Genomic DNA, 25,445 nt, shown 5'->3' with positions numbered 1-25,445 from the left:
TATTTTAAACAGCTACAGGAGCTTTAATTGTAGGATGTGGGTCATATCCTTCGATTTGGATATCTTCCATTTCAAAATCAAATATAGATTTCTTTTCCGGATTTAACACTAATTTTGAAAACTCTTTCGGTTCACGCTCTAATTGAGTATGTACTTGCTCGATATGATTCGAATAAATATGTACATCAGCACCTGTATAAACTAACTCTCCTACTTCCAAACCACACTCCTGTGCAATCATATGAGTTAAAAGAGCATAAGACGCAATGTTGAATGGGAGCCCCAAAAATATGTCATTTGAACGCATTGAAAACATACAAGATAATTTACCTTCTGCTACATAAAACTGAAATGCATAGTGACACGGCGGCAACAGAGCTAAATCAACTGTAGCAGCATTCCATGCATTTACTAACATTCTTCTGGAATCCGGATTTGTTTTCAGTGTTTCAATCACTTGCTTTAGTTGGTCTACCTTTTTTCCATTTGGTCCACTATAACTTCTCCATTGTGCACCATAAGCTCCCTCTCCAATAGAGCCGTATTTCGTTGCAAATTCATCATCTTCAAGAATTCTATTGCAAAATTGTTTTAACTCTTCTTGATATACTTCATTGAATTCCGGGTCAACAGTCGCTCTTTTACCGAAATCAGTCATATCTGGACCAGTGTATTCATCACTTTCTACCCACTGTTTAAAAGCCCATTCATCCCAAATATGATTATTATGTTGAAGCAAGTAGCGTATATTCGTATCCCCTTTGATAAACCAAAGAAGTTCACTAGCAATTAATTTCATCGATACACGCTTGGTTGTTAACAGTGGAAACCCCTTACTTAAATCAAATCGTATTTGACGACCAAACACACTAATTGTTCCAGTTCCTGTACGGTCATCTTTACGTATACCGTTTTCCAGTATATCTTTCATTAAATTTAAATATTGATATTCTTGATGTTGAGACATTAATGTTCCCCCTTATAAATATATAACTTCTCAAATTGTAATATATTTTAAGTTTTATGGGATGATTTTCTTTATTTTTCTGAATTTCTCATACAGTGTTTTAAATTTGTTTTATATAACTTAGAAGAAAGTCCGAATTTAAAACAACTTCTAGAAAATCATGAAATATAGATATTAAAAAGCAAGGTTGTTACCCTTAATATAAGGAATCAACCTTGCTTTTTTACTAAATCTTATTCAAATGAATTTAATTCTGTATTTGAACATTCCCATTCGATTATTCAGAAAGGAATTATGCAAATAGCTGTTTCATTACATTCTGTATTGTGTCACTTGCTACACTATAATAAATTTCTAATCCTTTTCGTTCTCCAGAAACCACTTTCATACTCTTTAATTTAGCTAAGTGCTGAGATACCGTAGACTGTGGTAAATTCAAAGTAGTATGGATTGTTGATACGTTTGATGGTCCTTTTTCCATTAAGTTTTTAATAACATGCAAACGAACCGGATGAGCAATCACCTTAATTAATTCAGCGCTCTCCTCGAAAATTTGAGTAGTAGTTTCAAAGTTTTTCATTTTGTATCCTCCGTAATGTAATCATTTTTTTGTTTTTTTGGGTTTTGTTTTATTTAATTTATAATAAAGACTTAAATTTATAAGTCGATTTTTATGAATTAAGCGTCAACAACATATTAACGGTATATAAATTATATAACTAAATATGTGCATTTTCAAATGACAATTTAAGGAAATGCCTTTTTCTAGCGCGTTACACATCCAAACCGTATATCTATATATTTAACACATTACAACAATGTTTTCAATAACTAATTTTGAATTTACGACAAAATTTAAATTTTAAAAAACAAATCCAAAAAACAAAATATACAAGTTGGGATAGAGTGTCAAAATGCATTCCTCCTATCTTCCATCTCACATTTAATACGATTATCTCGCTAGGGATGATAAAAAAAGCATAATAAAAAAGGCGAACAACATCAGGTTATTCGCCGCAAACAAAAGAAATCATTCCAAAAAAGATGCTATACATATCTTGTTTTCATAATTAATTTTCCGGATAATTTTGGATTTATTTCTAATTACCGGTCTTTTTTAGGAATTTAAAATCGATTTTCTTAGAATATTTATCAGCTCTTACTAATTCAACTAAAACTTTATCTCCAATTGTAAATGTGTTTTTCGTTCCTAAAATCATATAACTCTCTTCTTCAAAACGAGTAAAGTCTTCTAAGCTTTCCACTGACACTAAACCTTGTACTGTATTTTCTAATTCCACGTAGAATCCATACTCGGTTACATTTGATATAACACCTTCAAATTCACAACCTTCGAATGGCTTCATATATTCTGCTTTTTTAATTTCTAATAACTCTCGTTCAGCCTCCGCAGCTTTTTGTTCTTTTCGGGATGAGTGCTCTGTTATTTTTGGTAATGTTCTCGTCCAGTAATCTCTAGTTTTTTTCGTAATATTATGCTCTAAGAAAAATTCACGAATTAAACGATGAACGATTAAATCCGGATAACGACGAATAGGCGAAGTAAAATGTGTATAGCACTCTTTTGCTAATCCATAATGACCAATGTTTTCTTCTGAATACACAGCCTTGCTCATCATTCGAATCGCTAAAGTTTGGATTGTCTTATCAATTGTTGACCCTTTTACACCTTCAATCATTTTTTGAATTTCTTTAGGGTCTTCTATATTTCTCACAACTAATTCTGGATAACCTAATCTCGCTACCAGACCAGACACCAACGCCACCTTTGCTTCACTAGGTAAGTCATGAATACGATAAACAAATGGTAATTTCGCTTCAGAAAAGTGTTTGGCTACTGTTTCATTTGCAATAAGCATGAATTCTTCAATTAATTTTTCTGCATCACCACGTTCTCTAATTCGAATTTCGACTGGAACATTGTCTTTATCTACAATAATTTTAGGTTCTTTTGCATCAAAATCAACAGAACCTTTTTGAAACCTCTTTTGACGAAGCAATTTACTTAATTGGCTCATTTGGAACAACATATCTTTTATATCACCATATTTGTTTATTGTATCCAGGTCGCCTTTAATCATTAAATTCACTTCATCATATGTCAAACGAGCAGTTGTTTTGATAACACTATCAAAAATCTCATAAGAAACAACATTTCCTTCGTTGTCGATTTCCATTTCACAACTTAATGTTAATCTTTCTACATTCGGCAGCAAGCTGCAAATACCATTAGAAAGTCTTTGTGGCAACATAGGAACCACTTTATTCGTTAAATATACACTTGTCCCTCTTTCTAATGCTTCTATATCTAGATAACTATCTTTTTCTACATAATAACTTACATCAGCAATATGAACACCCAATAGATAATTTCCTTGTTCATTGATTCGAAGTTGTACTGCATCATCTAAGTCTTTTGCATCTGCACCATCGATTGTTACAATAACGTCTTCACGTAAATCCCGTCTCATATAATATTCATGTTCTGGAATTTCATTTGGAATATTATCAGCTTCATCAAGTGTTTCTTGGTCAAATTCGCTTTTAATTCCGAAATTGTAAAGCAGTGTGAGTATTTCTGTAGTTGGTTCATCTTTATGTCCTAACACATCATGAACAATCCATTTCCCCTCTTCATCCGTTTTCAATAAAACTTCATGACCTTCTACAGCCTTTTCTGACGCAAGAACTTTCAACTTTAGCTTTGTATGTTTTGTATCAACTTCAACGTATGCAATCCCTGCTTCTACTACGTATGTACCTACCAAAAATTCTTTTTCTCTTTTTAAGATAGCTTTTACGTGCGCCACAGCATTTTTATTTGAATCCTGACCTGGTTCTTCTATAACTTGAATCAATACAATGTCTTCCACAATCGCATTTTTAGTATGGGAAGGTGGTACAAAGTATTCTTTTTCTGTTTTAATATCTTTAACAAATACGTATCCATTCGAACTTCTGACAACTTCTCCTTTAATGAAACCAAATTCATCTGGTACTACATATTTCTTTTTGTGCTCTATTAATATTCCTTCTGAACATAAATAATGTAAAGCATCGATAAGTTCTCGTTCTTTTTTTACATTTCTTATTTCTAAAAACTCTTTCAGTTCAGTGATTGTTCGCGGTTTGAATTTACTGTTCTGAATTAAAGTTTTTAGTCTTTCTACGAAACTATTACGCATATTTAACGACCCCATTTCTAATTGGTTAACCTATCCATCTACCATTTTCACAAAAAACAAAAAAACCTAAAGATTGTTACAGTATGTTGTTTCAACAGGATTTTAAATGAATGAGTTTAATTTTGAAATTGATTATTTTGATTTTCATGTCATTTCAATTTCGAAGATTCTTGAAGAAAATTAAAAAAAGCCCCAACGAATTAATTTTCGTGGGACTTTTTTTGTTTTCTTACTAATAAAACTAGTGAAACCGTAATGATTGTAAAAGCAACAAATGCTAAAAATGGAATAGTAATAAAATCTAACCAATTAACATATTGTCCTGTACAAGGAGTACCCGTTGTACAAGTAGTTAATTTTGGCATAGAAATAATTTTTTGAATCGAATAATGATATCCTGATATTATCATTCCCAAAATAGACATTGGCAGAACATAATACGGAACGTCTTCATTATTACGTATCATAGCAACGCCCAAAAAGATAACTAATGGATACATTAGAATACGTTGATACCAACATAATGTACACGGTATAAAATGCATGATTTCAGAAAAGAATAAACTTCCTAAGGTAGCAACAAGAGCTACTAACCATGAAATTCTAATATGATTCATATTACTTTTTCTCCCCCATTGCATTTTCAATAGCATTACGAATTTCTTCATAAGAGTTATCTTTAACTTGTTTACCATTTACATAGATTGCTGGAGTTCCACCTACACCATATTTTTGACCAATTAAAAAGTCTTTACGAACTAAATCCATGTATTTACGTTCTTTTAAATCTTTTTCGAACTGTTTATAATCAATTCCTGTAATATTGTCTTTAACAAAGCCTAGCAGGAACTTTTCTGTTGCCCACTTTTTACTTTCTGGACCTTGGTTTTCGTAAATCTTTGAATAAAATTGCCAGAATGCATCTGGATTTTGATGATATAGAGCTTCACCAGCAACTCCCGCTAAAATAGAATCAACATCTAAGAATTGCCAATTGATAAAGTAAAATTGTACTTTACCTGTATGCACATAGTCTGTATAAATTTGAGGGAATACTGTTTTTTCCCACATAGCACACGATGGGCATTTAAAATCTCCAAATTCAACTATTTTTACAGGAGCATCTTTTTCCCCTATAACAGGTTGATTCTCATAATCAAAATCTTTTACTTCCCCTTTATAAGCATTTTCGTATTCTTTAGTCGTTGGTAATTTTGAAGCCACTTGTTTTTCCTCATGTTTAGTTAGAAACGCTAAACTTGCTAGTATAGCTACAATAATTCCTACAACAACTAACATAAAAGTGACATTACTTTTATTAGATTTCATTATATACACCTCCATAGTCTAATTCCTTATTGATTGATTTTTCCCTTCACTATTTAAGTTCCTTTTCAAAAGCAACTTACTTTAAGTAACTGTTAAATATGAATTAAAAACAAAGTAGAATCTTAAAATATTTTACTTTGCAGTGAACGTTTGTGTGTAATAACGTTTATATTCATTTGGTCCTTCGTAATAACCAATACCAATACGCTCAAACTCTTTTCTCAAAAGATTTTCTCTATGCCCTTTGCTATTCATCCACCCTTTTACGGTTTCTTCTGGTGTTTTATAACCAGCAGCTAAATTTTCTCCAGCAGATGAATATGTAATACCAAAGCGTTCCATCATCTCAAAAGGAGAACCATATGTAGGTGATTTATGTGCAAAATATTTATTATCGTGCAAGTCTTTTGATTTTATTCTTGCTACTTCTCCATTTTTCACATCATACGCAAGTGAACGAAGATTGAATTTTTCTCTTTCTTTATTTGTTAAATAGAATATATCTAATTCAATAGGTTTTATTTTGAAATAATCACCATAAACCGTATATTGATATTTATTTATCTTTGGCTTAATATCTTTACTCGCTTGAATTGATACTTTATTTTTCGTTTCAGACCAATAAACCGTATATCCCAATGATTCTGTAGCTGCTCTAAGAGGAACCAATACATGATTATTTTTTATTTTAATTGGGATATCTATCTTTTCAACTTTCGTTGTTTTAGCAGAACCATTTTGATATTCATGGAATATATATTTTGAATTCAAAACATACACTACTTTTGTCGTTTTGTTCCCTACTTTTTTGGTTGACGTAACTCTTTTGTTTTTATTATCCCATACTACTTTTGTTTTTAAGTTATTTTGCAACGTTCTTACTGGAACCATTACCCTGTTATCAATTTTTGTTGGATTTACATCAGTAAAAGCAACTTTCTTTCCATCAATATATACTTTTACTTCTTCTTTTTTAGCTTCTGTTAATGCAGGATAAAGTACAGCACCCAGCAATAAGGATGCTCCTAATACACGAATCAAATTACGCTTTATCAACAATATTCCCCCTTTCATCTATTTATTTTTAAAATAGTTTTGTAGTTTTTAAACCATTCAACTTTAATTAGATACCTTTTTCTCATATGTATTTTTTTTAAAACGAAAAAAACCTAATGCAAAAACCATTTGCAAATTCCTAATTCCTATCTATATTTATTTCCAATTCTGTATGCAGTCATTAACAATACGTTACATTAGGACGATTATTTTGAAAATCATAATCTAAATTCACAATTTCCATTTGTTCAATGTATTCCAAATTCCCACATAAAAATGTACTTATATCTACAAAACTATCAAGTTTATATGGGTTATAATAAATACCATTTTCAAACTTTTGAATAACGCCAATATCTTGTACGTATCCTACAATAAATGCGTGGCGGTCTTTTCGGTTATTTTCCCGAACTGATTTTTGTTTAGATTTATCAATTTTTACTGTGCAATCAGTAAGCGTAATTCTATCTACATAACCTAAAACTTTTCCGGCTGTTCTACGACTTTTAAATTCCACAACGCTAAATACATTTTGATGAGAATTCCAATGCACACCCACCAATTGTCCTTTAACTACTACTCTTCCCTTTCTGGATATAAAGCCTTTCATCATAATCCTCCTATTGTTCAAATAAGCAAAACTGTATACATTATAAATAATTTTTTCCAAATAAGGAGGAATTCCAAGGTTTTTTTATACAGTTTTCTATTTGTTTTTGCTATAATATCGAAAAGGAGGAAAAAACATGAAAAAAATATTAGAACAAATGCATATCATCGAAAATTTCACACTATCTAACAATTTAGTTTTATTATCTTTCTTATTTGGATTAGGGCTACTTATCACAATCATATTTTTGTTCCCTATTCTTTTTAAAAATCAAATAGAAAATTCGAAAATAGGTATTTATACAAGCACTTTTCTTCGAATCAATTTTTATAAATTACCGCTTAGATGGATGGGCTTATTATGGATTTCATTTCTTTCCTTATTTAGAAAAAATGAAAAAATTTACTTAAAAAATGTATTCAATAATAGACCTGATAACATTAATGAAATTGACAATGAATTTCTTACTACTGTTTGTAAAGAACCTATCTATGCTTATTCTCTTTTTATCATAAATACGGTTTCTTATTTTCAAAGAATTAGAGTTAAAGAAAATACATTTCCTTATAGTGGATTTTTAGGACGTTTAAAACTACACACAGACTTTTATGAAGTAGATTCTTCATCTGACTTAATAAAGAAAGTTGAATTAACTCGTTTTAAATTAGGTCAATGGGTTCCTAAAAAATCCGAAGAAGAATTTATTAGTAGTTGGAAACAGAACGAAATAGAAAAAATTCATGAACATATGTATGATTCTATTGATGCTCCAACAATTCAAATTAGAACAGTAGCTTCTTCGAGCAAACGTTTTTAAAAAATGTCACCTTAAAAGGTGACATTTTTTCTATTTATTGTCCAAAATTCATTAATTCTTCTTCAGTTAGAATTTTAATGTTTTTCTTTTCAGCTTTAGCCTTTTTAGAACCAGCTTTTTCTCCTATTACAAGATAATCTGTTCGTTGGGTAATATCTTTGTCCACTTCTCCACCATTTTCAACAATATACGCAGCAACTTCATTTCTAGACATATTCAATTTCGTCAATGTGCCCGTAATTACAAACGTTAATCCGGAATATTTTAATCCTTCTTTTGGAGCTTCTTCCTTGGATTCAAATTCAATTCCTAGGGAATGGAAAATTTCTAACTCTTTTTGATTTTCTTCATTATGGAAGAAGTCTACTACGTTTTGAGAAACCTTATCTCCAAAACCATCAATAGATTGTATTTCTTCAAATGAAGCTTCGGATAATGCATCAATAGATTTAAAGTTTGAAATTAAATCTTCAGACTTTGACTTACCAACATTTTTAATTCCTAACGCAGTTAAAAATGACTTTACTGGGCGCTTTTTAGACTCTTCAATTGAATCTAATAAATTCTGTGCACTTTTATCTCCAAAACCTTCTAATTGAGCGATATCCTCTTTTTTAAGGAAATATAAATCTGAGAATTTATTGATTAATTCTGCATCTAGCAATTTAATTAAGGTTTGCTCACTTAAACCTTCTATATTCATAGCTTCTCTGGAAACAAAATGCGAAAACTTACGCACTGATTGCGCTGGACACTCGGAGTGATTTTTACAATATAATAGTGCTCCGATTTCAACTAAAGTCGAATTACAAGACGGACAATGAGTTGGTTGTATAATTTCTTCCCCAATCGTTCCAGGAACTGCACCTAATGCTTCAGGAATTACATCATTACTTCTTCTAAGGAATAGTTCCCCACCTAAAAGTAAACCTTTTCTTAAAATATCTCCGTAGTTATTTAACGTAACTCTCTTTACCATTACACCTTCAAAATCAGTTTCTGTTACAATTCCTTTTGGTGTAATTTTACCCGTTCTACCAACTTCATTAATAATTTCTTCTAAAGTAGTGGTTGCTTCCAAAGCATCAAACTTATATGCAATAGCGTATTTTGGGAATTTAGCCGTATATCCAATATCTTCTCGTATATCAACTTCATTTACTTTGAACACAGCTCCATCAATAGCAAAGTTTAAATTAGGTCTTAGTTCTTTTATTTCTTCTAGTTTTTCAATTGCTTCCTCATAAGAATCTAAAACATAGAAGTATTCATTCACTTTGAATTGCTGCTCTATTAAAAATTGACGCATTTCTTCTTGTGTTTTAAATTCTTTACCTTCTGAAATTACAACATTATAGAAGAACGCATCTAGTTTTCTAGAAGCTGTTACTTTAGGGTCCAGCTGACGAACAGAACCTGATGCTACATTTCGTTCATTGAATAATTTATATACGTTTTGTAATTTCTCAATTTCTTCTTTTGAAGGTTCTCTTCCTGTTGATTTAATAGCAGCGATTTCTTTATCAAACTTAACTTGTAATTCTTCATTTAGTTCATTTAATCTATGCTTTGGCATAAAAATTTCGGCTTGAGTCTCTAACACGCCCGTAAATGATATAGTCATTGGAATACTTTTAATTGTTCTTACTTGTTCAGTTACATCTTCCCCTACACCATCTTTACCACGGGTTCTAGCTTGTACATATACACCGTTTTCGTAACGAATGAAAATAGATAATCCATCAAACTTTAATTCTAAAGTTACTTTAAAAGCTCTACCTAGCTCTTTAAAAATATCTGCAAAGAATTTTTGTAATCTTTCATGGTTCTGTGCTTTATCCAAGCTTAACGGCAGGATTGTGTGAGGCGCTTTTATAAAACCATCTAAAATATCACCACCAACACGTTGAGATGGAGAATCTGCTGTAATCCAACTTGGATTTAACTCTTCCATTTTAAGCAATTCTGCATATAACACATCCCATTCATTATCTGTTGCGATAGGTTTATCCAAAGTGTAATAAGCGTGATTCAATTTGTTTATTTTCTGTTTCAAGTTTAAATAGTTTTCATAAGAAAAAATCAATGTCATGGTAATTCTCCTTTTCGTTTTTGTTTTTATTTAATTCTCATATATTATAAAACCTTTTTCAGAAAAAAAGATTAAAAATAGAAAAAACTAAAAATAAAAAAGAGAGGCATTGCCTCCCTTCTTTATTTTGCTGGACAGTTTTCTGCCGCAGATTGACATTCTGTATTTGATGCATTCATTCCCAGTATTGGTACTGGATTTACACGCTGGTCAGCGGCATATCCATTGAATCCTACGTCAAAGTGTAAATGTACACCCGTGCTTTGTCCTGTGTTACCCATTTTTCCGATTAAGTCTCCGCGTTTTACAGTTTGTCCTTCCTTAGCAAGAACTTCACTTAAATGACCATAGGTCATATATAAAGTGTCGCCTTTTGGTGTTTTTATCATAACCCTTACACGATTTCCGTAACCTTGTCCAACACCAGCGGCTTGAACCGTACCGTCAGTTGCCGAATAGATAGGTGTTCCCATCGCGCCTTTAAAGTCCATACCTGTATGTGGTCCACCGTCTCGATTTCCGAAACCTGAACTTATCAGGTATTTTCCATTCGGGTTTGGAGCAAGCGGGAATTGGAACTGAACGCCATCATACGCTTGTGGGTCAAGTATCTTAGATGCATCAGCACCAGCACCTGAACCTCCAGAACCACCACTTACAGGTCCACCTGCAACACTTCTATCTGTGAACCATTCTCCAACTTTTTTCTTCCAATCCGCATCATTTGAGTAGTCAACGTTTGTGTAAGTGAAGAATTGTTCAATGCTAGCATCCTTGAAGGATTTCTTGCCATCTTTGGCTGCTCCACCATTTACTTGAACAGATGGGTCTAAACCACCCAATGTTTTAATTACTTCATCATTCGATTTATCACTTTTTCCTACAGAAGAACCAGTTTCTAGAACCTCAATGTGCCAGTCTTCTCCTTTGAACATAACAGGCTTATGCAATCCATATTTCTGTAGTTCAGGGTCTCTTAAGTCTTTCAACCATTGCTCTGTTATATCGGCTGCTAATCCAGCTTCATGTTTACTTTTACCAGCTTCAGCTGCTAAATCTGGTTTTCTCTTTTTCAATTCTTCTTGTTCAGCACGGCTTCTACCACCATCTGTGATAGTTATTTTCGTCTGTCCTTTTTCTTCAGCGAGCTTAATTAAACGAGCTGCTAAGGTTGGGTGAATATCCGTATCTCCAACCAGTTTATCATTTGTGATTTTCTCCCACTCAACACCGTTCGGATATCCAGTTGATTTACCTTTTGTCCCAAACGGATTCCCTGTCGCAGGTGTTCCTGTTGGAGGTGGAGTTGCTCCTGTACCAGCAGAAGGAGTTGTTGGAGCTGGTGTTTTACCCTCGTTTCCGTACCCTGAAGGTTTCCCTGATAGAATTGTTACTTTTACCTTTCTTCTACCCCAAGCTTCAGAAGCCGCTTCTGATGGATACAGTAAGTCAATAATGTTTCCTTTAATCGCACTACCTGTATCACCTGCAATTGCTTCTCCGTATCCTTCAACATATACATATGTACCCAATGGGATGGTTTTTGGGTCAACAGCAATTACTTTTGGTGTCGGCTTACCTTTGATGTTGATTCCGTAAGCTGTAATCCCTATACAACCCTGACAATCCGGTCCGTATGCTGTCGCTTCCATGTCTAACACCTTACCCGTGGAAACTCCTGTCATACCGCCATCAGTTGGAAGTCCACCAGAAGCGTTCCCTCCTGCTTGACCTCCTGATGAAGGTTTTGCTGCTCCACCAGTACCAGATAAATTAAATCTTTCAGCAACCGCATATGCTTGATAAGTAGATGGATAAAATGCTTCTACAGTTTTTTGTGAACTCATCTTTCTTTCATGTGTAGGTACACCGTACGTTGGGTCTTTTTTATCAGAACAATCAACTGGTTCACTGATGTCCATAATTCTCAATTCATTTCTCTCCATATCAACCAATTCCACATGGTAAGAACCGCTTCCGCCTGTTACTTTACCCACAGTCACCCCATCTTTATCAATGCGTGCCGTTCCGCCTTTGAATTTATCTTTGATTTTATCAAAAATCTTTTCAGCTTTACCTTCATCAATGTATCCTGCTTTTTCAGTTAATGCATCAGGTATGTCGTCGATATCGATAGTATGTGTACTGCTTTCTAATTTGTAAGGTGAACGAGGTGCCAATTCATCTTCATCTTGAAATTGCCCCAACACTTTGACTTTGTAGTCGATTTTAGAATTTTTCTTTAAATTAAACGGGTCATTTGGGTCCTTAGGGAACAAGTCTTTCACAGTATCCTTATATGGACCACTTCCTCCACCAGAGGATGCTTTTTTATGAGCTTCTTCTTCTGCCCTTCGTCGTTTCTCCGCTTCAATTAATTGACGGACATCTTCTTCTGGTTTTGCTTCACAAGTAAAGGTGATGTTTTGAGTCACACGAGTTTTATCCAGTACCTGGCTTTCTTCCCATGTTAATTTACCATCCCCGACTGCAAGTTTATTTACTTTAATACAGAAGTTTTCTACTGAATCTATGTCTCCGTAAGCTTTTGGCTTGGAGAACCAGTCTCCCGGCAAAATACTGTCTAATCCAGCTTTTGCTTTATCTATTGCGCTAGATATCATTCCTTTATCTTCTTTTCCATATCTCTCTGATAAGAAACACATGTTCCTAGAATAAGAACCTATTTCTACTAGCTCCCTAGATTTATTATATATAGCGAACCTTACAAAGGTATTTCCTTTTACCTTCATATCGAAGTATGTGCCTTTTGCCCAAGCTGCTGGCATCCCTCCGAGACCTTTAATTTGTTCTCCAACTTTTCCAAAGAATCCTAGATTTGCATGTTCCTTATTGGCTTTTGCTTCAAAATCAGCACTCAAGGCTTTTTCTCTTTCTCCATTTACATACTTTTTAAAAGCTTCTTTTACAGTTTCTTTTCCGAAAGAGAACACGCCTAAATCATCTTCATATTGTTTTACAAATTCTTCATAACCTGAACGTTTCATATAGTGACCAATCGCTAATACAGAAAGAACCTGTTCATTTATTTTATTTTCCTCTACATATTTATCGTAAACTTTTTGTAGGTTATCCGCGGTTAAGTCTTTCTTTTTAGGCACTTTCTTCATTTCGAACACAAGAAATGGATATATTAATTCATCTTTAGCTGCTTCTGATAATAATAGATTTTTATTTTGGAATTCTTCCGTCAACATTACTTTTTCTATTAAGTCATCCAATGACTTTGCTTTTATATCTTTCGCATAACCTACCTCACCCAGCCATTTTAAAAACTCTTTTTTATGGTTTTCGATAGATACCTTTTTGAACGCATTCCAATCGTTGTCTTCTCCTTTTTCTTTTGCACCCACATCGCGTTTCGCTCGTAATAATGCATGAGCAATCTCATATTTTTGCATATCAAGTCCGAGTGTACCTTCCATATCCAGCTGAATTAAAGTTCTAAGATGAACTTCAGCTTCATTCATGGTGGCTGGCTGTGCACCCATCATTTTAAACATCTTATCTACGGCATCTTTATCCGCATTAGGGAACCATTTTAGAACGAATTCTTTTGAATTTTTCTTCATGTCTCTAACAGATATGTTTTTAGTCAAAGAGCTGTCTTTTTCAAGTTTCATCTTAAATACTTCCATCTGCTTGTATTTACTAGCATCAGGGAAAGGTGTAACGGCACTACCGCCACCATTAGAATCTCCGAAGTCAATAATCCCTGAAATAGGAACACCAATGTCTTCTGTAATACCCATAGATTTTAGTGTTTTACCTATATTCGGAACCCAGTATTTATTCAAGTCACCTGGGTCATTGTCAGCGCCGATAGGTGCATATTTCGCTCCAATTTGAGGAACTGTTACACGACCTTCATTTACATACAAACGTTTCAGGATATCCGCTTGATACCTGATAGAGTCCCCTAGAGTAGCAAAGTGAGTCATACCGTTCGAACAACCAGTTGTATGGAATTGTGGTTTATTTACACAGACAATACCACCCGTATTGTTCCTATTATGTACCCCAGCGGCTGTTCCGTACCAAGTTTCATGAACAATGATTGCTGTCAAGAATCGAGGGTCAATTCCTTGCCCTGAAGCCGCAGTAATTACATCATTTACGTATTGTGTGATGTTACTACGGAATGCATTTGTTCTTCCATTTGCAGTAATATCTCTTCCCAATACCTTTGTAATCATATCCCTTAATACAGGGTCGTCAGGCGGAACCTTGGTTACATTGTATAAAGCTCCGGAATTACCTCCACTTGTTGCGTCAGCTGCAACCACCGTACCTTTGTTCATGGCTGTTGGCTTAGATTCCTCAGGTTTTTTATCTTTATTCTCATCCTTTTTATCTTCTTTCTTTTCCTCTTTCTTTTTTCCATTTCTTAAATATTCTGCTGAATCTTTTTTCTGAATATCTTCAGAGTCATAGACTGGTACAACATCATAATAATTGTTAAAAGTAGTTACACCTTTTGTCCCCAAGTTTTTTCGAACCTCGTCCATATGTCGACTCGCTGATAATATTTCTTCATCACGGATAGGGTCGTCAAAGTAGACGGCATCCGGATTCCAACATTCTTGTTGAAAGGGAAGTGTACAATACCCATAGTTACTAATAAGTATGTAAATCGTAAAGAGTATGGAACCCGCTAGGAAAGCAATAATTAAAATAGGAGCTGCTACTGCTAACCCTATCAATCTCTTCAATATTTTATTCATATCAAACCTCCTTTCTCATAAAATGAAAGGATGAAATGTTAGGTCGATTAATAACGACCTAACATTTGCTCAATAATATCTCGATTTTCGGGACTTGTATCACAGAGTAAAAACTCTAGCTCGTCAGCAATTACTTGAACAGCGGTTCGATTTCCACCAAGGAAAAGTAACGCTTCCCCTTTTCCTGCTGACCTTACAAATCCTTGCTCACTTGCAGACATACCAAATAACTGAGCAAGTTTATTTATATCTGCATTCGATTGCCGTAATAATACCTTCATTTCAGCATTCGTAATAATACCTTCACCATTATTTTTCAAGAAATCTTCTACGTTTTGAGAAATAATAGATAAACCTGCATTGAACTTACGAGCAATTTTCGCTACGCCAATTAGGTAGGTTGCAGATTGTTCATTTCTCATTAATTGCCACGCTTCATCCACTATGAGTAAGCGTCTTTTTCCATCATTTCTCTTAATTTTATTCCAAATGAATTCTAATGTAATGAACATCGCCAAATCCGCAAGTTCTTTTTCCATATCCTTAATGTCAAATACAATTAAATTTGATTCCAAATCTACATTTGTTTCTCCATTAAACAGAGATAATACCCCACTCGTATATGGTTCAAGTTCATCCGCTAAATTAACAGCATCCTCGCCTCTTTGACGTAATGTTCCTTCTAAATCTGATAAAGTAGGCATTTTTTTAGTTCCAGCGTCTAACTCGAAGAGAGGAGCTGAAACATATTCATCATCAACATCTTCTTTGAATAAACTTTCTTTATTTCTTGTAATCCCGAATTTTTTATATGTTTCTTCTGTTGCATCTAGCAAAATTTTCTTTTGACGAGCGTTTAATTTTCTACCTATCATAACTTCAATAATAGATACAACGCCAAGAATTTTTTCTACTAAGAAGTTCTTTCCTTCTTCTTCCTCCACAATTTCTACATCTAGAGGATTTACTTTATTCCTACTTCCGGAAGCTAAGCGAATATATTGTCCACCATAAGTATCTACTAATCTACGATACTCACCATTAGGGTCTACAATAATAACATTTGCGCCTAATCCCATATAGCGAATAGATTCTAGTTTTACAAAGAATGATTTACCTGCACCTGATGTCGCAAGAGTCACGCTGTTATAGTTATTCAAACTAAATCTATCAAACATTACTAAGGAACCATTAAGCATATTAATTCCATAAAGTACAGGCGTTCCGTCTGTCATTGTTAATTCAGAAGAAACAAAAGGAATACATGTTGCTAAACTTGATGTAGAAAAGTTACGTTTAAAACGAATTCTATCCTGACCAAGTGGCAAACACGTTGTAAATCCTTGTTCTTGTTGGAAAATAGCTTGTCTTGTCACAAGACCAATACTACTGCAAAGCGTTTCTATTTCTTCAGTGATTCTATCTAACTCTTCTTCTTTCTTACCAGAAACGGATATATAAATAGCCTGATAATATAGTTTTTCAACACCCGTATGAAGGGCTCCGCGTAATTCTTCAGCATCTGAACGCGCAGAGGATATAGCAATATCTTCAATTTTCCCTTTTTTATAATCCATAAATTGAGCTGTCTGGAATTGTGTTATCTTTTTAGTTAAATCTTTGATTACTTTTTCAGTAGGAAGCGGCTCTATATGTATTGATATATCAATATTTTCTCCATATGAATATAAACGATTTAGCCATCCAATTGAAGCTGTTCTTGGATAACCTGTAATAAATATAGTTCTTACTAGTCGGTCCCCTACTTGCATATGGTTTGGCTCAATTTTAATTGCATCTGGAGCAATTAAATCATTTACTCTCAAACGACCTTTATCTAGCGTATCTCTTGTTCTTTTGTCATAGTTATGTTTTCCGTCTTTGACCATATCATTAAACTTCATTTGTATCACCTCTCTTTACGTAAAGATTATAGTATTCTCTGTCTTTTAATTCGTTAGCTCTTAACGGTTGGTAAACAGATTTATTTTTGTTATAAGATGTATAGAATAGTTCTGTTAACTTTTCATCATTTAATAAAGTTGGTTTAATATCAAACCTTGTAAATGAGCGCATAACAATATCTGCACGTCCTGTTAAATGTTTGTATGCAACTTCAAATTTTTTCTCTTCTTCGATTACCGTCTCTCTTTCTGTTTTTTCCGCTTCCTTCTGTTTCTTTTTAAAACTTAAGTCGAAAATCGAACCACTTTGATTTGCTTTTGATTTTTTCTCTTGTAACTCATCAAATGGAATAATAAGATAAAATTTTCTAGTCAAAATCGCGCGACTGTTAACCAAGCCATTCATATATCTCTTGTAATGCTCCAACTGCAATCTAACAAATTCATTTTCTGTTCCTTTCTGAATTTTATCTAGTTTTTTCATATACTCATCAATATCCACAACTCTAGATTGTTGTAAAAATTGAAATGGGAAATCTATCGCAGTAAGAATAGACCTGTATTGTGAAAATACAACTTCTCTTTCATTAGCTTCCATTAAATCTATGTTAATGGAAGGTAAATGTATAACAATTGCATATGTTCCGTTTTTCATCTTCACAATTCCTTTTCTAACCCAATCTATCGGTAGATTATCTTGTGTTGTAGGTATAAAGTCTTCCTTTTCGTCATCTGTTTGCATGGTTTTTTTAATATAGTTATAACCCACAATCCCCAAAACGCCTACAATTCCCATAAATAAAATTAATATTATAAATCCAATCATTTTTTCACTCCTTTATTTTTCTGAACTTTTTGAGTAACACGTTTTGTTTGGGTTTGATTACGTGTCGGTACTTTTTCATTTGGTCTCGGAGCAGTTACCGGTTTCTTTTGATTTTTTTTGGATTTGACTTTAGAATCCGGAGCATTTTTCTTTAATTCCGAATTTTTATTAGATTTATTTGTAGCAGTTTTCTCTACATCAATAAATCCAATTCCTTCTTCTTTTTCCTCAATGCTTTTTAAGTTATCGGAACGATAGACTAAAAGTTTAGGAGACCCCATATATATTAAATAAATGAACAAAAACTCATAAATTGGTATTTTATTTACTCTAAAATACATTAATACAAACGCAAGAATAGATAATGGAAATAGAGCAATAATACTTACCCAAAAATTACTCGACATGACTATTAAGATAAAAATTACTGCGACAGCTCCTAAAATAATAATCTGCGATATCGTAAATCGACCTATCTTATCAGATTGATTAAATTGTTGTGGTATTACATGATGCATGTATATAATCTCCTTTCTTTTTGTAACAAAAATAAGACAAGAGCACCTTAGATGCTAAGGGCTCTTGTCTATATAACTTTCTATTTAGTTCAAGGAGCAAAGCCCTTACTGATTTTCTTTATCCTTTCCTGAAGTTGTGTTTTGAGTTTGATTTTTATTTCCAGTCATTTTCTGAGTTATATCTTTTAATATTGAATTAATTAGGGATTGTTTAGTTTCTTTATTTTTAACTCCACTTAAAATACCTGTTAATTCTGTTTTTGCGGTTTCCATAGATGGTTTATCCGCCGCCATAGTAACCTCAATTACTTCTTTAATTTTTTCAGCATTATCACGCATAGCAATTGCTGTTCCTTTAGCATCTGGAATAGCATTTTGTTCCATGCTTTCTGTCATCGCATTCACAATAACTTCCATCTCGACTTCAGGAGATGCTAATTGTTCAATCACCGTAGAAGTTGATTCCCATGAATTATCAAATCTGCTATCCATACTAATATTACTAGCTGCATCCGTCCACATGCTACCCGCAACAGAATTAGCTACTTTGGAATCCATACCGCCAGTTACTAACGTAGCCGCTACATCCTCACGGAATAGATTTCCATTAGGAGATTCAGAATTCAAAGTAAATGTTAAAGTTTCTGCTATTTCTGGAGCAGATTCTACCAGAACTCGCCCTGCTTCACCTGCATTTGGAACCGCACTGTTTTCAAATGATTCAATTACTACTTCACTATTAATATTTCCAGAAGCAATTTCTTGTACATAAGATACAGGAGAACTTCCTAAGGCTTGTGTAGTTCTAGATGCTACTGTCGCATTCATAGAAGAATCTTTAGATACTCCATCCCATAAAGTTGAAACAATAGATTGTGCTACTGGAGCTTCCACATTATTTAGTAGTGGCGCTACAGTTTCTGTAAATTGTGCTTTATTTGGCGTCGTTGTTTGCAACACTGTATTCATTGCTGCTTCAAATTGTGGTGCATTTTCATAAATAGCTGCCCCAACTTCTGGCGCATTCGGAACACTATTGTTAACAAGTGATTCTACAAACTCTTCTTGTCCAATTGTTCCTGAACTCATTCCACTAATTGTTTGAACAGGTGTTTGTCCTACTTCGAATGCATGACCTGTTCTTGTTTCCATAGAATGACCTTTAGAAATTTCTTTCCAAACTGCTGTTTTCACTCCATTTTGAATAGATGAGTCCATACCTTGTGTTGCTTTTTCAAAACTAGCTTGGAAATTAGCACTATTTGTATTTCCTGATTGCATTGTATCAGCAATTACATTTTGGATTTCAGGAGAATGATTAACAAATTGCTGAGCAGCTTCTTTTGGATTATCAAATCCAGCTTCTTCAAACATATGAGTTACTTGTGGAATATTTAACTCTTTATTTGCCACTGATTCCACAAAATTAATTCCTGAACCTACACTAGTAGATGCTCCCTCGAATTTTTTAGATACCGAACCTGTTTGTTTATAGTCTTCAAATACAGCTTCACCAATAACACGACCGAATTCTTCTTTGGCTTGCATAGACATATTTGGAGAGTTAATACTACTCTTTGCAGCATCAACAAAGTTATTCACAATAGCAGACTTGGTAGCCCCGGAACCTGATACAGATGGAGAATGTAAATAATCCATTTCTTCTCTTATACCTCCACCTAATTCTTGTATACCCTGTAAAACTTCTGGTGTAATTGTTCCATTTTCTATAGAGCTTAAGTGTTGAGCAAATACCTTAGAATTGTCATCTCCAGTTTTTCCAACCATAGATTGTACTTGACCTAAAGTTTCGATTCCTTTTGCGATATTAACTGAAGATTGTCCTGCTCCCATTCCTTCTAAATATTGAGCAACCGCTTGAGTTCCACTTCCGCTAGTGTTGTTGATAACAGAATTAATTCCTCCATTATTAGCAATTGCAGCAGCAGCTATTGCGTTTTCACCGTAAGTTTTTGCAGAGCTTCCCAATGCTTCCCTATTATTTTCAATTAAATTATTATAATCTTCCTTAGCTTTATTGATATTTCCCATGTGAGGTTCTAATGTTTTTTGAACATCACTAGTATTCAAACCTCCTCCTTGAGTTGCCATACTAGATTTAAGATTTGAAATTTCTGATATTACAGCTTGTTTTTTGTTTAGTTCATCTCTAGTTAAGTCACTACTGTTCAAGCTTAAGATTTCACTATTTTCATTTTTAAGTGATTCAATTTTATTATGCAATTGACCTAAATTAGTCGCTTGTGCTTGAGCTGTTTCTTGAGAATGCCCTTGTTTTTTAAGAGATTCTGTTATTCCTTGGAATCCACTATTAGTTGCTTTTTGGATTGCATCATTAGATATTCCTCCACTTAATTCGTTAATTTTCGACATAGTTTTTGCCAGTTCTTCTTTATTTTGTTTTTGTTCTTCCGTTAGATTTTCATCATTTTTAGGTAATTGATTTGCTAAACTATTTGCTTTAAGTTGTTGAGGAACAATTTCTTTTGCTCGTTTCGTTGCTTCTTCAGCAGATAAATTACCTTTTTCTTGTAATAAATTCGAAACTGCACCAACACTTCCATTAAATGCTTCAGCAACTTTTTGAGAAGGAATGTTACCAGTTAGGTCATTTATTTCAGATTCTAATTTTCCTATATCAGATAATACTCCAGTTAATTTTTCTAATTGTTTTCCTTTTATTTCATTTGGATTTGCTTCGTGCGTCTTCAACTGTTTTCTGTTTGCTTTCTTTATCTCATCCAATTGAGACATTTTTTGCAATGCTTGAGCTGCATTGGCATCAGCTTGCTCTTTTGACATTCCTTGCTCCTGAAGTTTCTCACTTAATTCATTTACTCCCATATTCATGGCTTGTACAACTTGATTTGCACCTATGCCAACCTTTCCTTGAGCTTCTTTTCTTTCTGCTGCTTTTTTAATAGCATCTTCTTTCATTTCACCTCTAAGCATCTTTTCTAATTCATCAGCTTTTTTAGAGATAGCGGCTCTTCTTTCCATCTGATTCTCAAATCCATTTCCAACCATTCCCTCTGCCATTTTTTCTAAATGTTCTCTAGATTTTTCTCTTATTTTACGAGCTTCATTTTCAGGGTCCCTACTGTTTATTTCACCCAGCGCTTTATTATATTTTCTTTCTTCGGCTTCTCTTTGAGCTTCAAATTCTTCCGGTTTATAATTATCTCCTTGTTCTTTAGCCCTTTGTTCGTTATTATTAATTCTTGAAACTGCATTTTTGTATTTATTAAATTCTTCATTTTTTGCTTTTTCTATGTCATTTTTTGCTTCTTCCAGACTATTATCTGAATCTCCTAAAAGTTTTTTTCCGTAAGATTTTCCATCTTCATATATGTTATCTGCTCCAAATTTAGCTTTGGCTTTCTCATCTGCTTTTCTCCTTATTTCATTGACATCTCCCATCGCTTGTTTGAAACTTCCATTTAACATAGCTGTTCCCATTCTATTTGCAAACTCTTCTCTTCTTTCTATATTTGCTAGTTTGTCCGTTAAATTATTCAACTCTGCTTTTTCTTCATCAGTTATGTCATTTTGTTTTGCTTTTCTTTCTAGCGCTGCTCTTCTATCTCTATCTGGTTGAATTGTTTTAGCCATCTTTCCACGAGCCCAATTACCTGCCATAGCAAACCCAGCTTTTTGCATAAAATCACCAACTGTATTCCCAACATGTCGTGCATCTGCAAAGCTCAGACCACCTATATCCGCACCACCTATATGATTTTTGGATATGTGTGGAATTCTAGACATCAACAAATAAATGCCATATAGCAATAAGGTATCTCCAAGTAAATTCATACCAACTTCTGCATTAAGTGTTCCTAAGTTGCCAAGAATATAAGATGCAAAATAAAATCCTATTACCATAGATGTTTGAGTAAATGTTTCACCTACAAAATATCTAATCCATTTTTGTCCATAGCTTGCCGTTTTAGGTAAAATCATCATTATCATAAACAATGGTCCTAACATAACTAAGAATATTAACATTAATAGTCTTGAATACCACCAAAACATTATTGTCACAAGCTGTTTTACAAGAAAACCTACTACAATTATAAATATAAGTAATCCGACAAACAAAACACCAGGAAGGATACTGCCGAAAGCCATTGCGGTTGCCCAAGCCTGAATAATAATATTGGTAGCACCTACAAATGCTATCAACACACCAGAAGCTACTGCGTGTCCACTATCCGTAGCCGATGGAATATTATCTGTTGAAATCCAAAATGTTATCATATTATTAACATTCAATATGTCCTGTGCAAAATAAGGCAAATAATATACAAACCATAAAGTAAAGAATCCTCTAATTAGAAATCTGATAGGGTCTGTTGTCTCATTACCCAATGCATAATACATACCAAAAATAGCAACCAACAATACACCTAAGCCTAATGCAACAATCTGGAATTTGTAAACCAAACTCATAATAACACTGGATTGTGTAATGTTTACTGGTTCAATTATTCTAGACAACAACTGCATAAAGTTGAACTGAGCACAACCTAAACCGAATATTCCTTTATCTGGTTGTTTGCTGTCTTCTGAAGAAACAACCGAATCCGCCGCTGAACCCATCAATTCATTCACAGCTTTTGTTTCTCTTCCCTTAGATTTCTCAGATTCATCGAAAGAATCTTCCAACTTTTCACTGTAACCATCACCTTTTTTGATTTTTTCTTTTTCAGCTTCCTTAAATTCTTTTGCTTTTTTTTGATGATATTTACAATTTCCCATATTAACAGAATATTGTTTTGTAAAGAAACCAGGAGCTGTAATTAATTTTTTTTCAGTTTCTGGAGTGTCAGCAAACACAACCTCATTATTATTAGATAGATTGCTGAATGGAGACAACAAAGGAAGAACAACTGTTGTTAAAAATGCTGTTGTTAATGCTTTTTTTAGAAATTTTTTCTTTTCAGTTTTCACTTTACACTGCACCTCCTAACATTTTTACAATAATTAAAGCGAATGATGCGACAAACATGCCAGAAAATGCATAAAGAATGTATTTTTTCGCCTGGGTCACCTTTCTCAAATCTCCATCACTAGTAGTATATAAAAACGCACTATATACAATCGTAATCATAGAAACTACTTGTGTAGCATACGAAACTCCGACTGAAAATATAATCATCAATCTTCCGAATTTATGAGCCCAAGATGTTCCCAAATCAGAACCATCACTCATTTTTTTGAATTCGGTTTTTAAGGTATTTTCATTTACTTTTCCTGATTCCGAGAAAGATGTACATTTCTGTGTTTTCTGGTCCCAATAACTTCCACCATTACATGCCCTAGCATCTACTTTTACTTCTCCTTCTCCTATGAAAAAGGAGGAAGAGAAAAAACCTGAAATAATTGCTAACAATAAAAGTTTTCTCTTCATATTCCCCTCCTTAATTAATAAAATATAAAATTAGTAATTTAACTTAATACGTCTTGGAATAACTTTATTATTACGAATACTAAAGAAGATACTCCAATTCCAATTCCTGCAAATATTATTTGCATTTTCGCATGAGTCATTGCTTGTTTATTTCCTTCTGATAAAGCAATTTTAAAACCAGCAGCTACTATTACCAGGAAACAGAATCCCCACATAAGACCCGCTATAATTTCAACGAAATTATTACCCTGTTTATGGAAAACTTCTAATCCATTCATATCCAGAATCATTTCATCTTTATTTTTACCTGCTATTCCGTCAATGGTCTTTTGAGCGCCTTCTTTTGTTTGTCCATATGTTTTTTCATCAGAACTATCAGCTTTTTTATTTAAATACGGAACGTCATTATCTGCATATATAAAAGTTTCTGAATTTGTAAATCCTAATAAAACCCCAATACCAATTAATCCAAAAATCATATAGCTTTTCAGAGTTTTCATTTTTCTCACCTCTTCTACCAAAAAAACTTGAAATAATCCAATAAAATTGTATTTTTTTTATACTCGTAAAAAAACAGTGCCAATTCTATTGAATTGGCACTGTTTGGCTCTCGGAAACAATATTTAGTTATTTAGCTTCCTTGAACATTATAAATCTCAGCGAATACTTTTACGATTACCATTGCTAGTAACGCAACACCAATACCGATTCCAGCTGTAATAATTTGCATTTTAGCTTGTTCTGTTGTTTTTGTATCACCTTGAGATGTAGCATATTTAAAACCTGCCCAAACGATAACGATTACACTCACCCCGAAAATCAATCCTGCTAGGGTTTGTCCAAACGTATACATTTTATTTACTAAGCTTCCCACAGCTGATGAATCACCTTGAGTTTTAGTTTGTAAATCATTTGCCACAGAAGTTGCATCTTTATAAGGTACTTTTGCTGTATCAGCAGCGAAAACTGTAGAATCAGCATGTTGTGCACCAATTCCTACAAATAAAAGTGCAATAAACATTAATACGGATAAAACTCTATTTTTTGTCATTTCTTATGTCCTTTCTGTTTTAAAAAGAAATGTAAGCTTTAATAAACACTAAATCTTGCATCATGATATCACTCAACTAGTAAACGACTTCATGATTACCATTTTGAATAAAGCAAAACTAATATTAATTTCGATTGTAATAATTTTGATTTAATATTTTCTGGATTCCGTTGATTTGTATCCTATTTAAATCCAGTCAATACAATTACATAGAAATCACTATTTCGTTCAACCTTCTTCATAAATTTTAATTATTTTAGCAGGCATCAAAATTTTGTGTGTAAAAAAGTTAAAAAAGTTTTAAAGACTAAAAATCTTTTAAAATATCTTCGATTTCCGCCTTTCTTTTCCATGCGACAAAATCAGTTGGATTCTTTTCAACATAGGATTCTAAAAAAGAAAGTTCTTTATTTAGTTCTGTTTTTATGTTTTCAATTTGTCGCTGTTCTTCTGCACGCTTATTTGCTTCTATTTTCAATACATCTGGGTCTTGCTTACTTACATTCTTAGAGAATTGAATCATTCCAAAAACAGCAAGAATGGTTAAGATATACCCGATATCTATAAAGAAAGATAAAATAACAAACAACAAAATAACTCCAATTCCTACATAAACCTTCATTCTGTGGAAGAACCAAATGTTATGCATTTTCTTTTTTATCAAATCTATAATCCCGTTCACTAAATCCCTCCTTTGTCGCCATACTTTTAAATCGACTCGATAATATCAATCTAGAATAAAATGTCAATTTTTTTTGTATTTTTTATTTTTAAAGTAAAAGGATTCTTCTTAACACGAATTGAAAACTTATATTTAAAAATGTAAATTAATTCAAAAAATCAATTGACACTTTCCAAAACTGTGTTATTTTTTATAAAAAAAACATAGAGCA

The 25,445-nt window shown here is 33.3% G+C and carries 18 protein-coding genes; 1 reads left to right on the top strand and 17 read right to left on the bottom strand.

The window, feature by feature from the left end:
- Window positions 1-4 precede the first annotated feature (4 nt).
- From PDL00_RS01975 to PDL00_RS01945, 7 genes are all read right to left on the bottom strand, one after another.
- Complete coding sequence (locus tag PDL00_RS01975) at window positions 5-967, bottom strand: thymidylate synthase (RefSeq protein WP_270725853.1); 963 nt, start codon at window positions 965-967, stop codon at window positions 5-7.
- 292 nt (window positions 968-1,259) lie between these two features.
- Complete coding sequence (locus PDL00_RS01970) at window positions 1,260-1,547, bottom strand: ArsR/SmtB family transcription factor (RefSeq protein ID WP_270725851.1); 288 nt, start codon at window positions 1,545-1,547, stop codon at window positions 1,260-1,262.
- Between the two features lie 520 nt (window positions 1,548-2,067).
- The gene (gene rnr, locus PDL00_RS01965; protein ID WP_270725849.1) at window positions 2,068-4,173 is read right to left on the bottom strand and encodes a ribonuclease R; all 2,106 of its coding nucleotides are present in this window, start codon (window positions 4,171-4,173) and stop codon (window positions 2,068-2,070) included.
- A gap of 200 nt (window positions 4,174-4,373) precedes the next feature.
- Window positions 4,374-4,790 carry a disulfide oxidoreductase gene (locus PDL00_RS01960; protein ID WP_270725847.1) on the bottom strand — a complete coding sequence of 139 codons (417 nt, stop codon included), beginning with the start codon at window positions 4,788-4,790 and terminating at the stop codon, window positions 4,374-4,376.
- A 1-nt stretch (window position 4,791) separates the two neighbouring features.
- Window positions 4,792-5,502, bottom strand: coding sequence for a DsbA family protein (locus PDL00_RS01955; RefSeq protein WP_270725844.1), 711 nt, complete (start codon window positions 5,500-5,502; stop codon window positions 4,792-4,794).
- A gap of 132 nt (window positions 5,503-5,634) precedes the next feature.
- Complete coding sequence (locus PDL00_RS01950; protein WP_270725841.1) at window positions 5,635-6,558, bottom strand: stalk domain-containing protein; 924 nt, start codon at window positions 6,556-6,558, stop codon at window positions 5,635-5,637.
- Between the two features lie 181 nt (window positions 6,559-6,739).
- Window positions 6,740-7,168: a hypothetical protein gene (locus PDL00_RS01945; protein ID WP_270725840.1), complete on the bottom strand. Its 429-nt coding sequence runs from the start codon at window positions 7,166-7,168 to the stop codon at window positions 6,740-6,742.
- Window positions 7,169-7,304: 136 nt separating this feature from the next.
- Here PDL00_RS01945 and PDL00_RS01940 point away from each other — a divergent pair, with 136 nt between their 5' ends.
- A complete protein-coding gene (locus tag PDL00_RS01940) occupies window positions 7,305-7,985 on the top strand; it encodes a hypothetical protein (RefSeq protein WP_270725838.1) in 681 nt (226 codons plus the stop codon).
- Between the two features lie 34 nt (window positions 7,986-8,019).
- On the opposite strand, the gene ligA is transcribed toward PDL00_RS01940, so the two are convergent.
- From ligA to PDL00_RS01890, 10 genes are all read right to left on the bottom strand, one after another.
- The gene (gene ligA, locus PDL00_RS01935) at window positions 8,020-10,077 is read right to left on the bottom strand and encodes an NAD-dependent DNA ligase LigA (protein ID WP_270725835.1); all 2,058 of its coding nucleotides are present in this window, start codon (window positions 10,075-10,077) and stop codon (window positions 8,020-8,022) included.
- A gap of 122 nt (window positions 10,078-10,199) precedes the next feature.
- Window positions 10,200-14,822, bottom strand: a complete 4,623-nt coding sequence (locus PDL00_RS01930) for a peptidoglycan DD-metalloendopeptidase family protein (RefSeq protein ID WP_270725833.1) — start codon at window positions 14,820-14,822, stop codon at window positions 10,200-10,202.
- Between the two features lie 47 nt (window positions 14,823-14,869).
- Window positions 14,870-16,726, bottom strand: a complete 1,857-nt coding sequence (locus PDL00_RS01925; protein WP_270725832.1) for a VirB4-like conjugal transfer ATPase, CD1110 family — start codon at window positions 16,724-16,726, stop codon at window positions 14,870-14,872.
- Window positions 16,716-17,552, bottom strand: a complete 837-nt coding sequence (locus tag PDL00_RS01920; protein ID WP_270725831.1) for a hypothetical protein — start codon at window positions 17,550-17,552, stop codon at window positions 16,716-16,718. The genes PDL00_RS01925 and PDL00_RS01920 overlap by 11 nt, the downstream gene beginning before the upstream one ends.
- Entirely contained in the window at window positions 17,549-18,070 is a 522-nt protein-coding gene (locus PDL00_RS01915) for a hypothetical protein (protein WP_270725829.1), read from the bottom strand. Before PDL00_RS01915 ends, PDL00_RS01920 begins: the two co-directional genes overlap by 4 nt.
- A 105-nt stretch (window positions 18,071-18,175) precedes the next feature.
- Window positions 18,176-23,041 (bottom strand): hypothetical protein, encoded by a 4,866-nt coding sequence (locus tag PDL00_RS01910; RefSeq protein ID WP_270725828.1) that lies wholly within the window; start codon window positions 23,039-23,041, stop codon window positions 18,176-18,178.
- Between the two features lies 1 nt (window position 23,042).
- Entirely contained in the window at window positions 23,043-23,501 is a 459-nt protein-coding gene (locus PDL00_RS01905) for a hypothetical protein (protein ID WP_270725826.1), read from the bottom strand.
- A gap of 38 nt (window positions 23,502-23,539) precedes the next feature.
- On the bottom strand, window positions 23,540-24,001 hold the full coding sequence (locus PDL00_RS01900; RefSeq protein WP_270725824.1) for a hypothetical protein: 462 nt from the start codon (window positions 23,999-24,001) through the stop codon (window positions 23,540-23,542).
- Window positions 24,002-24,132: 131 nt separating this feature from the next.
- A complete protein-coding gene (locus tag PDL00_RS01895) occupies window positions 24,133-24,552 on the bottom strand; it encodes a pilin (RefSeq protein WP_270725821.1) in 420 nt (139 codons plus the stop codon).
- Window positions 24,553-24,859: 307 nt separating this feature from the next.
- On the bottom strand, window positions 24,860-25,234 hold the full coding sequence (locus tag PDL00_RS01890; protein ID WP_270725819.1) for a hypothetical protein: 375 nt from the start codon (window positions 25,232-25,234) through the stop codon (window positions 24,860-24,862).
- Window positions 25,235-25,445: the final 211 nt, after the last annotated feature.

Origin of the sequence: Bacillus cereus group sp. TH152-1LC, assembly GCF_027710505.1 — a bacterium.
Classification (GTDB): Bacteria; Bacillota; Bacilli; order Bacillales; family Bacillaceae_G; genus Bacillus_A; species Bacillus_A mobilis.
Note: the sequence above shows the minus strand (reverse complement) of the source record. Positions and strands in the feature narration are given on the sequence as shown.

Coding starts and splice junctions, on each gene's coding strand:
- PDL00_RS01975 (WP_270725853.1), bottom strand. CDS start 967: ATGTCTCAACATCAAGAATATCAATATTTAAATTTAATGAAAGATATA.
- PDL00_RS01970 (WP_270725851.1), bottom strand. CDS start 1,547: ATGAAAAACTTTGAAACTACTACTCAAATTTTCGAGGAGAGCGCTGAA.
- rnr (WP_270725849.1), bottom strand. CDS start 4,173: ATGCGTAATAGTTTCGTAGAAAGACTAAAAACTTTAATTCAGAACAGT.
- PDL00_RS01960 (WP_270725847.1), bottom strand. CDS start 4,790: ATGAATCATATTAGAATTTCATGGTTAGTAGCTCTTGTTGCTACCTTA.
- PDL00_RS01955 (WP_270725844.1), bottom strand. CDS start 5,502: ATGAAATCTAATAAAAGTAATGTCACTTTTATGTTAGTTGTTGTAGGA.
- PDL00_RS01945 (WP_270725840.1), bottom strand. CDS start 7,168: ATGAAAGGCTTTATATCCAGAAAGGGAAGAGTAGTAGTTAAAGGACAA.
- PDL00_RS01940 (WP_270725838.1), top strand. CDS start 7,305: ATGAAAAAAATATTAGAACAAATGCATATCATCGAAAATTTCACACTA.
- ligA (WP_270725835.1), bottom strand. CDS start 10,077: ATGACATTGATTTTTTCTTATGAAAACTATTTAAACTTGAAACAGAAA.
- PDL00_RS01930 (WP_270725833.1), bottom strand. CDS start 14,822: ATGAATAAAATATTGAAGAGATTGATAGGGTTAGCAGTAGCAGCTCCT.
- PDL00_RS01925 (WP_270725832.1), bottom strand. CDS start 16,726: ATGAAGTTTAATGATATGGTCAAAGACGGAAAACATAACTATGACAAA.
- PDL00_RS01920 (WP_270725831.1), bottom strand. CDS start 17,552: ATGATTGGATTTATAATATTAATTTTATTTATGGGAATTGTAGGCGTT.
- PDL00_RS01915 (WP_270725829.1), bottom strand. CDS start 18,070: ATGCATCATGTAATACCACAACAATTTAATCAATCTGATAAGATAGGT.
- PDL00_RS01905 (WP_270725826.1), bottom strand. CDS start 23,501: ATGAAGAGAAAACTTTTATTGTTAGCAATTATTTCAGGTTTTTTCTCT.
- PDL00_RS01900 (WP_270725824.1), bottom strand. CDS start 24,001: ATGAAAACTCTGAAAAGCTATATGATTTTTGGATTAATTGGTATTGGG.
- PDL00_RS01895 (WP_270725821.1), bottom strand. CDS start 24,552: ATGACAAAAAATAGAGTTTTATCCGTATTAATGTTTATTGCACTTTTA.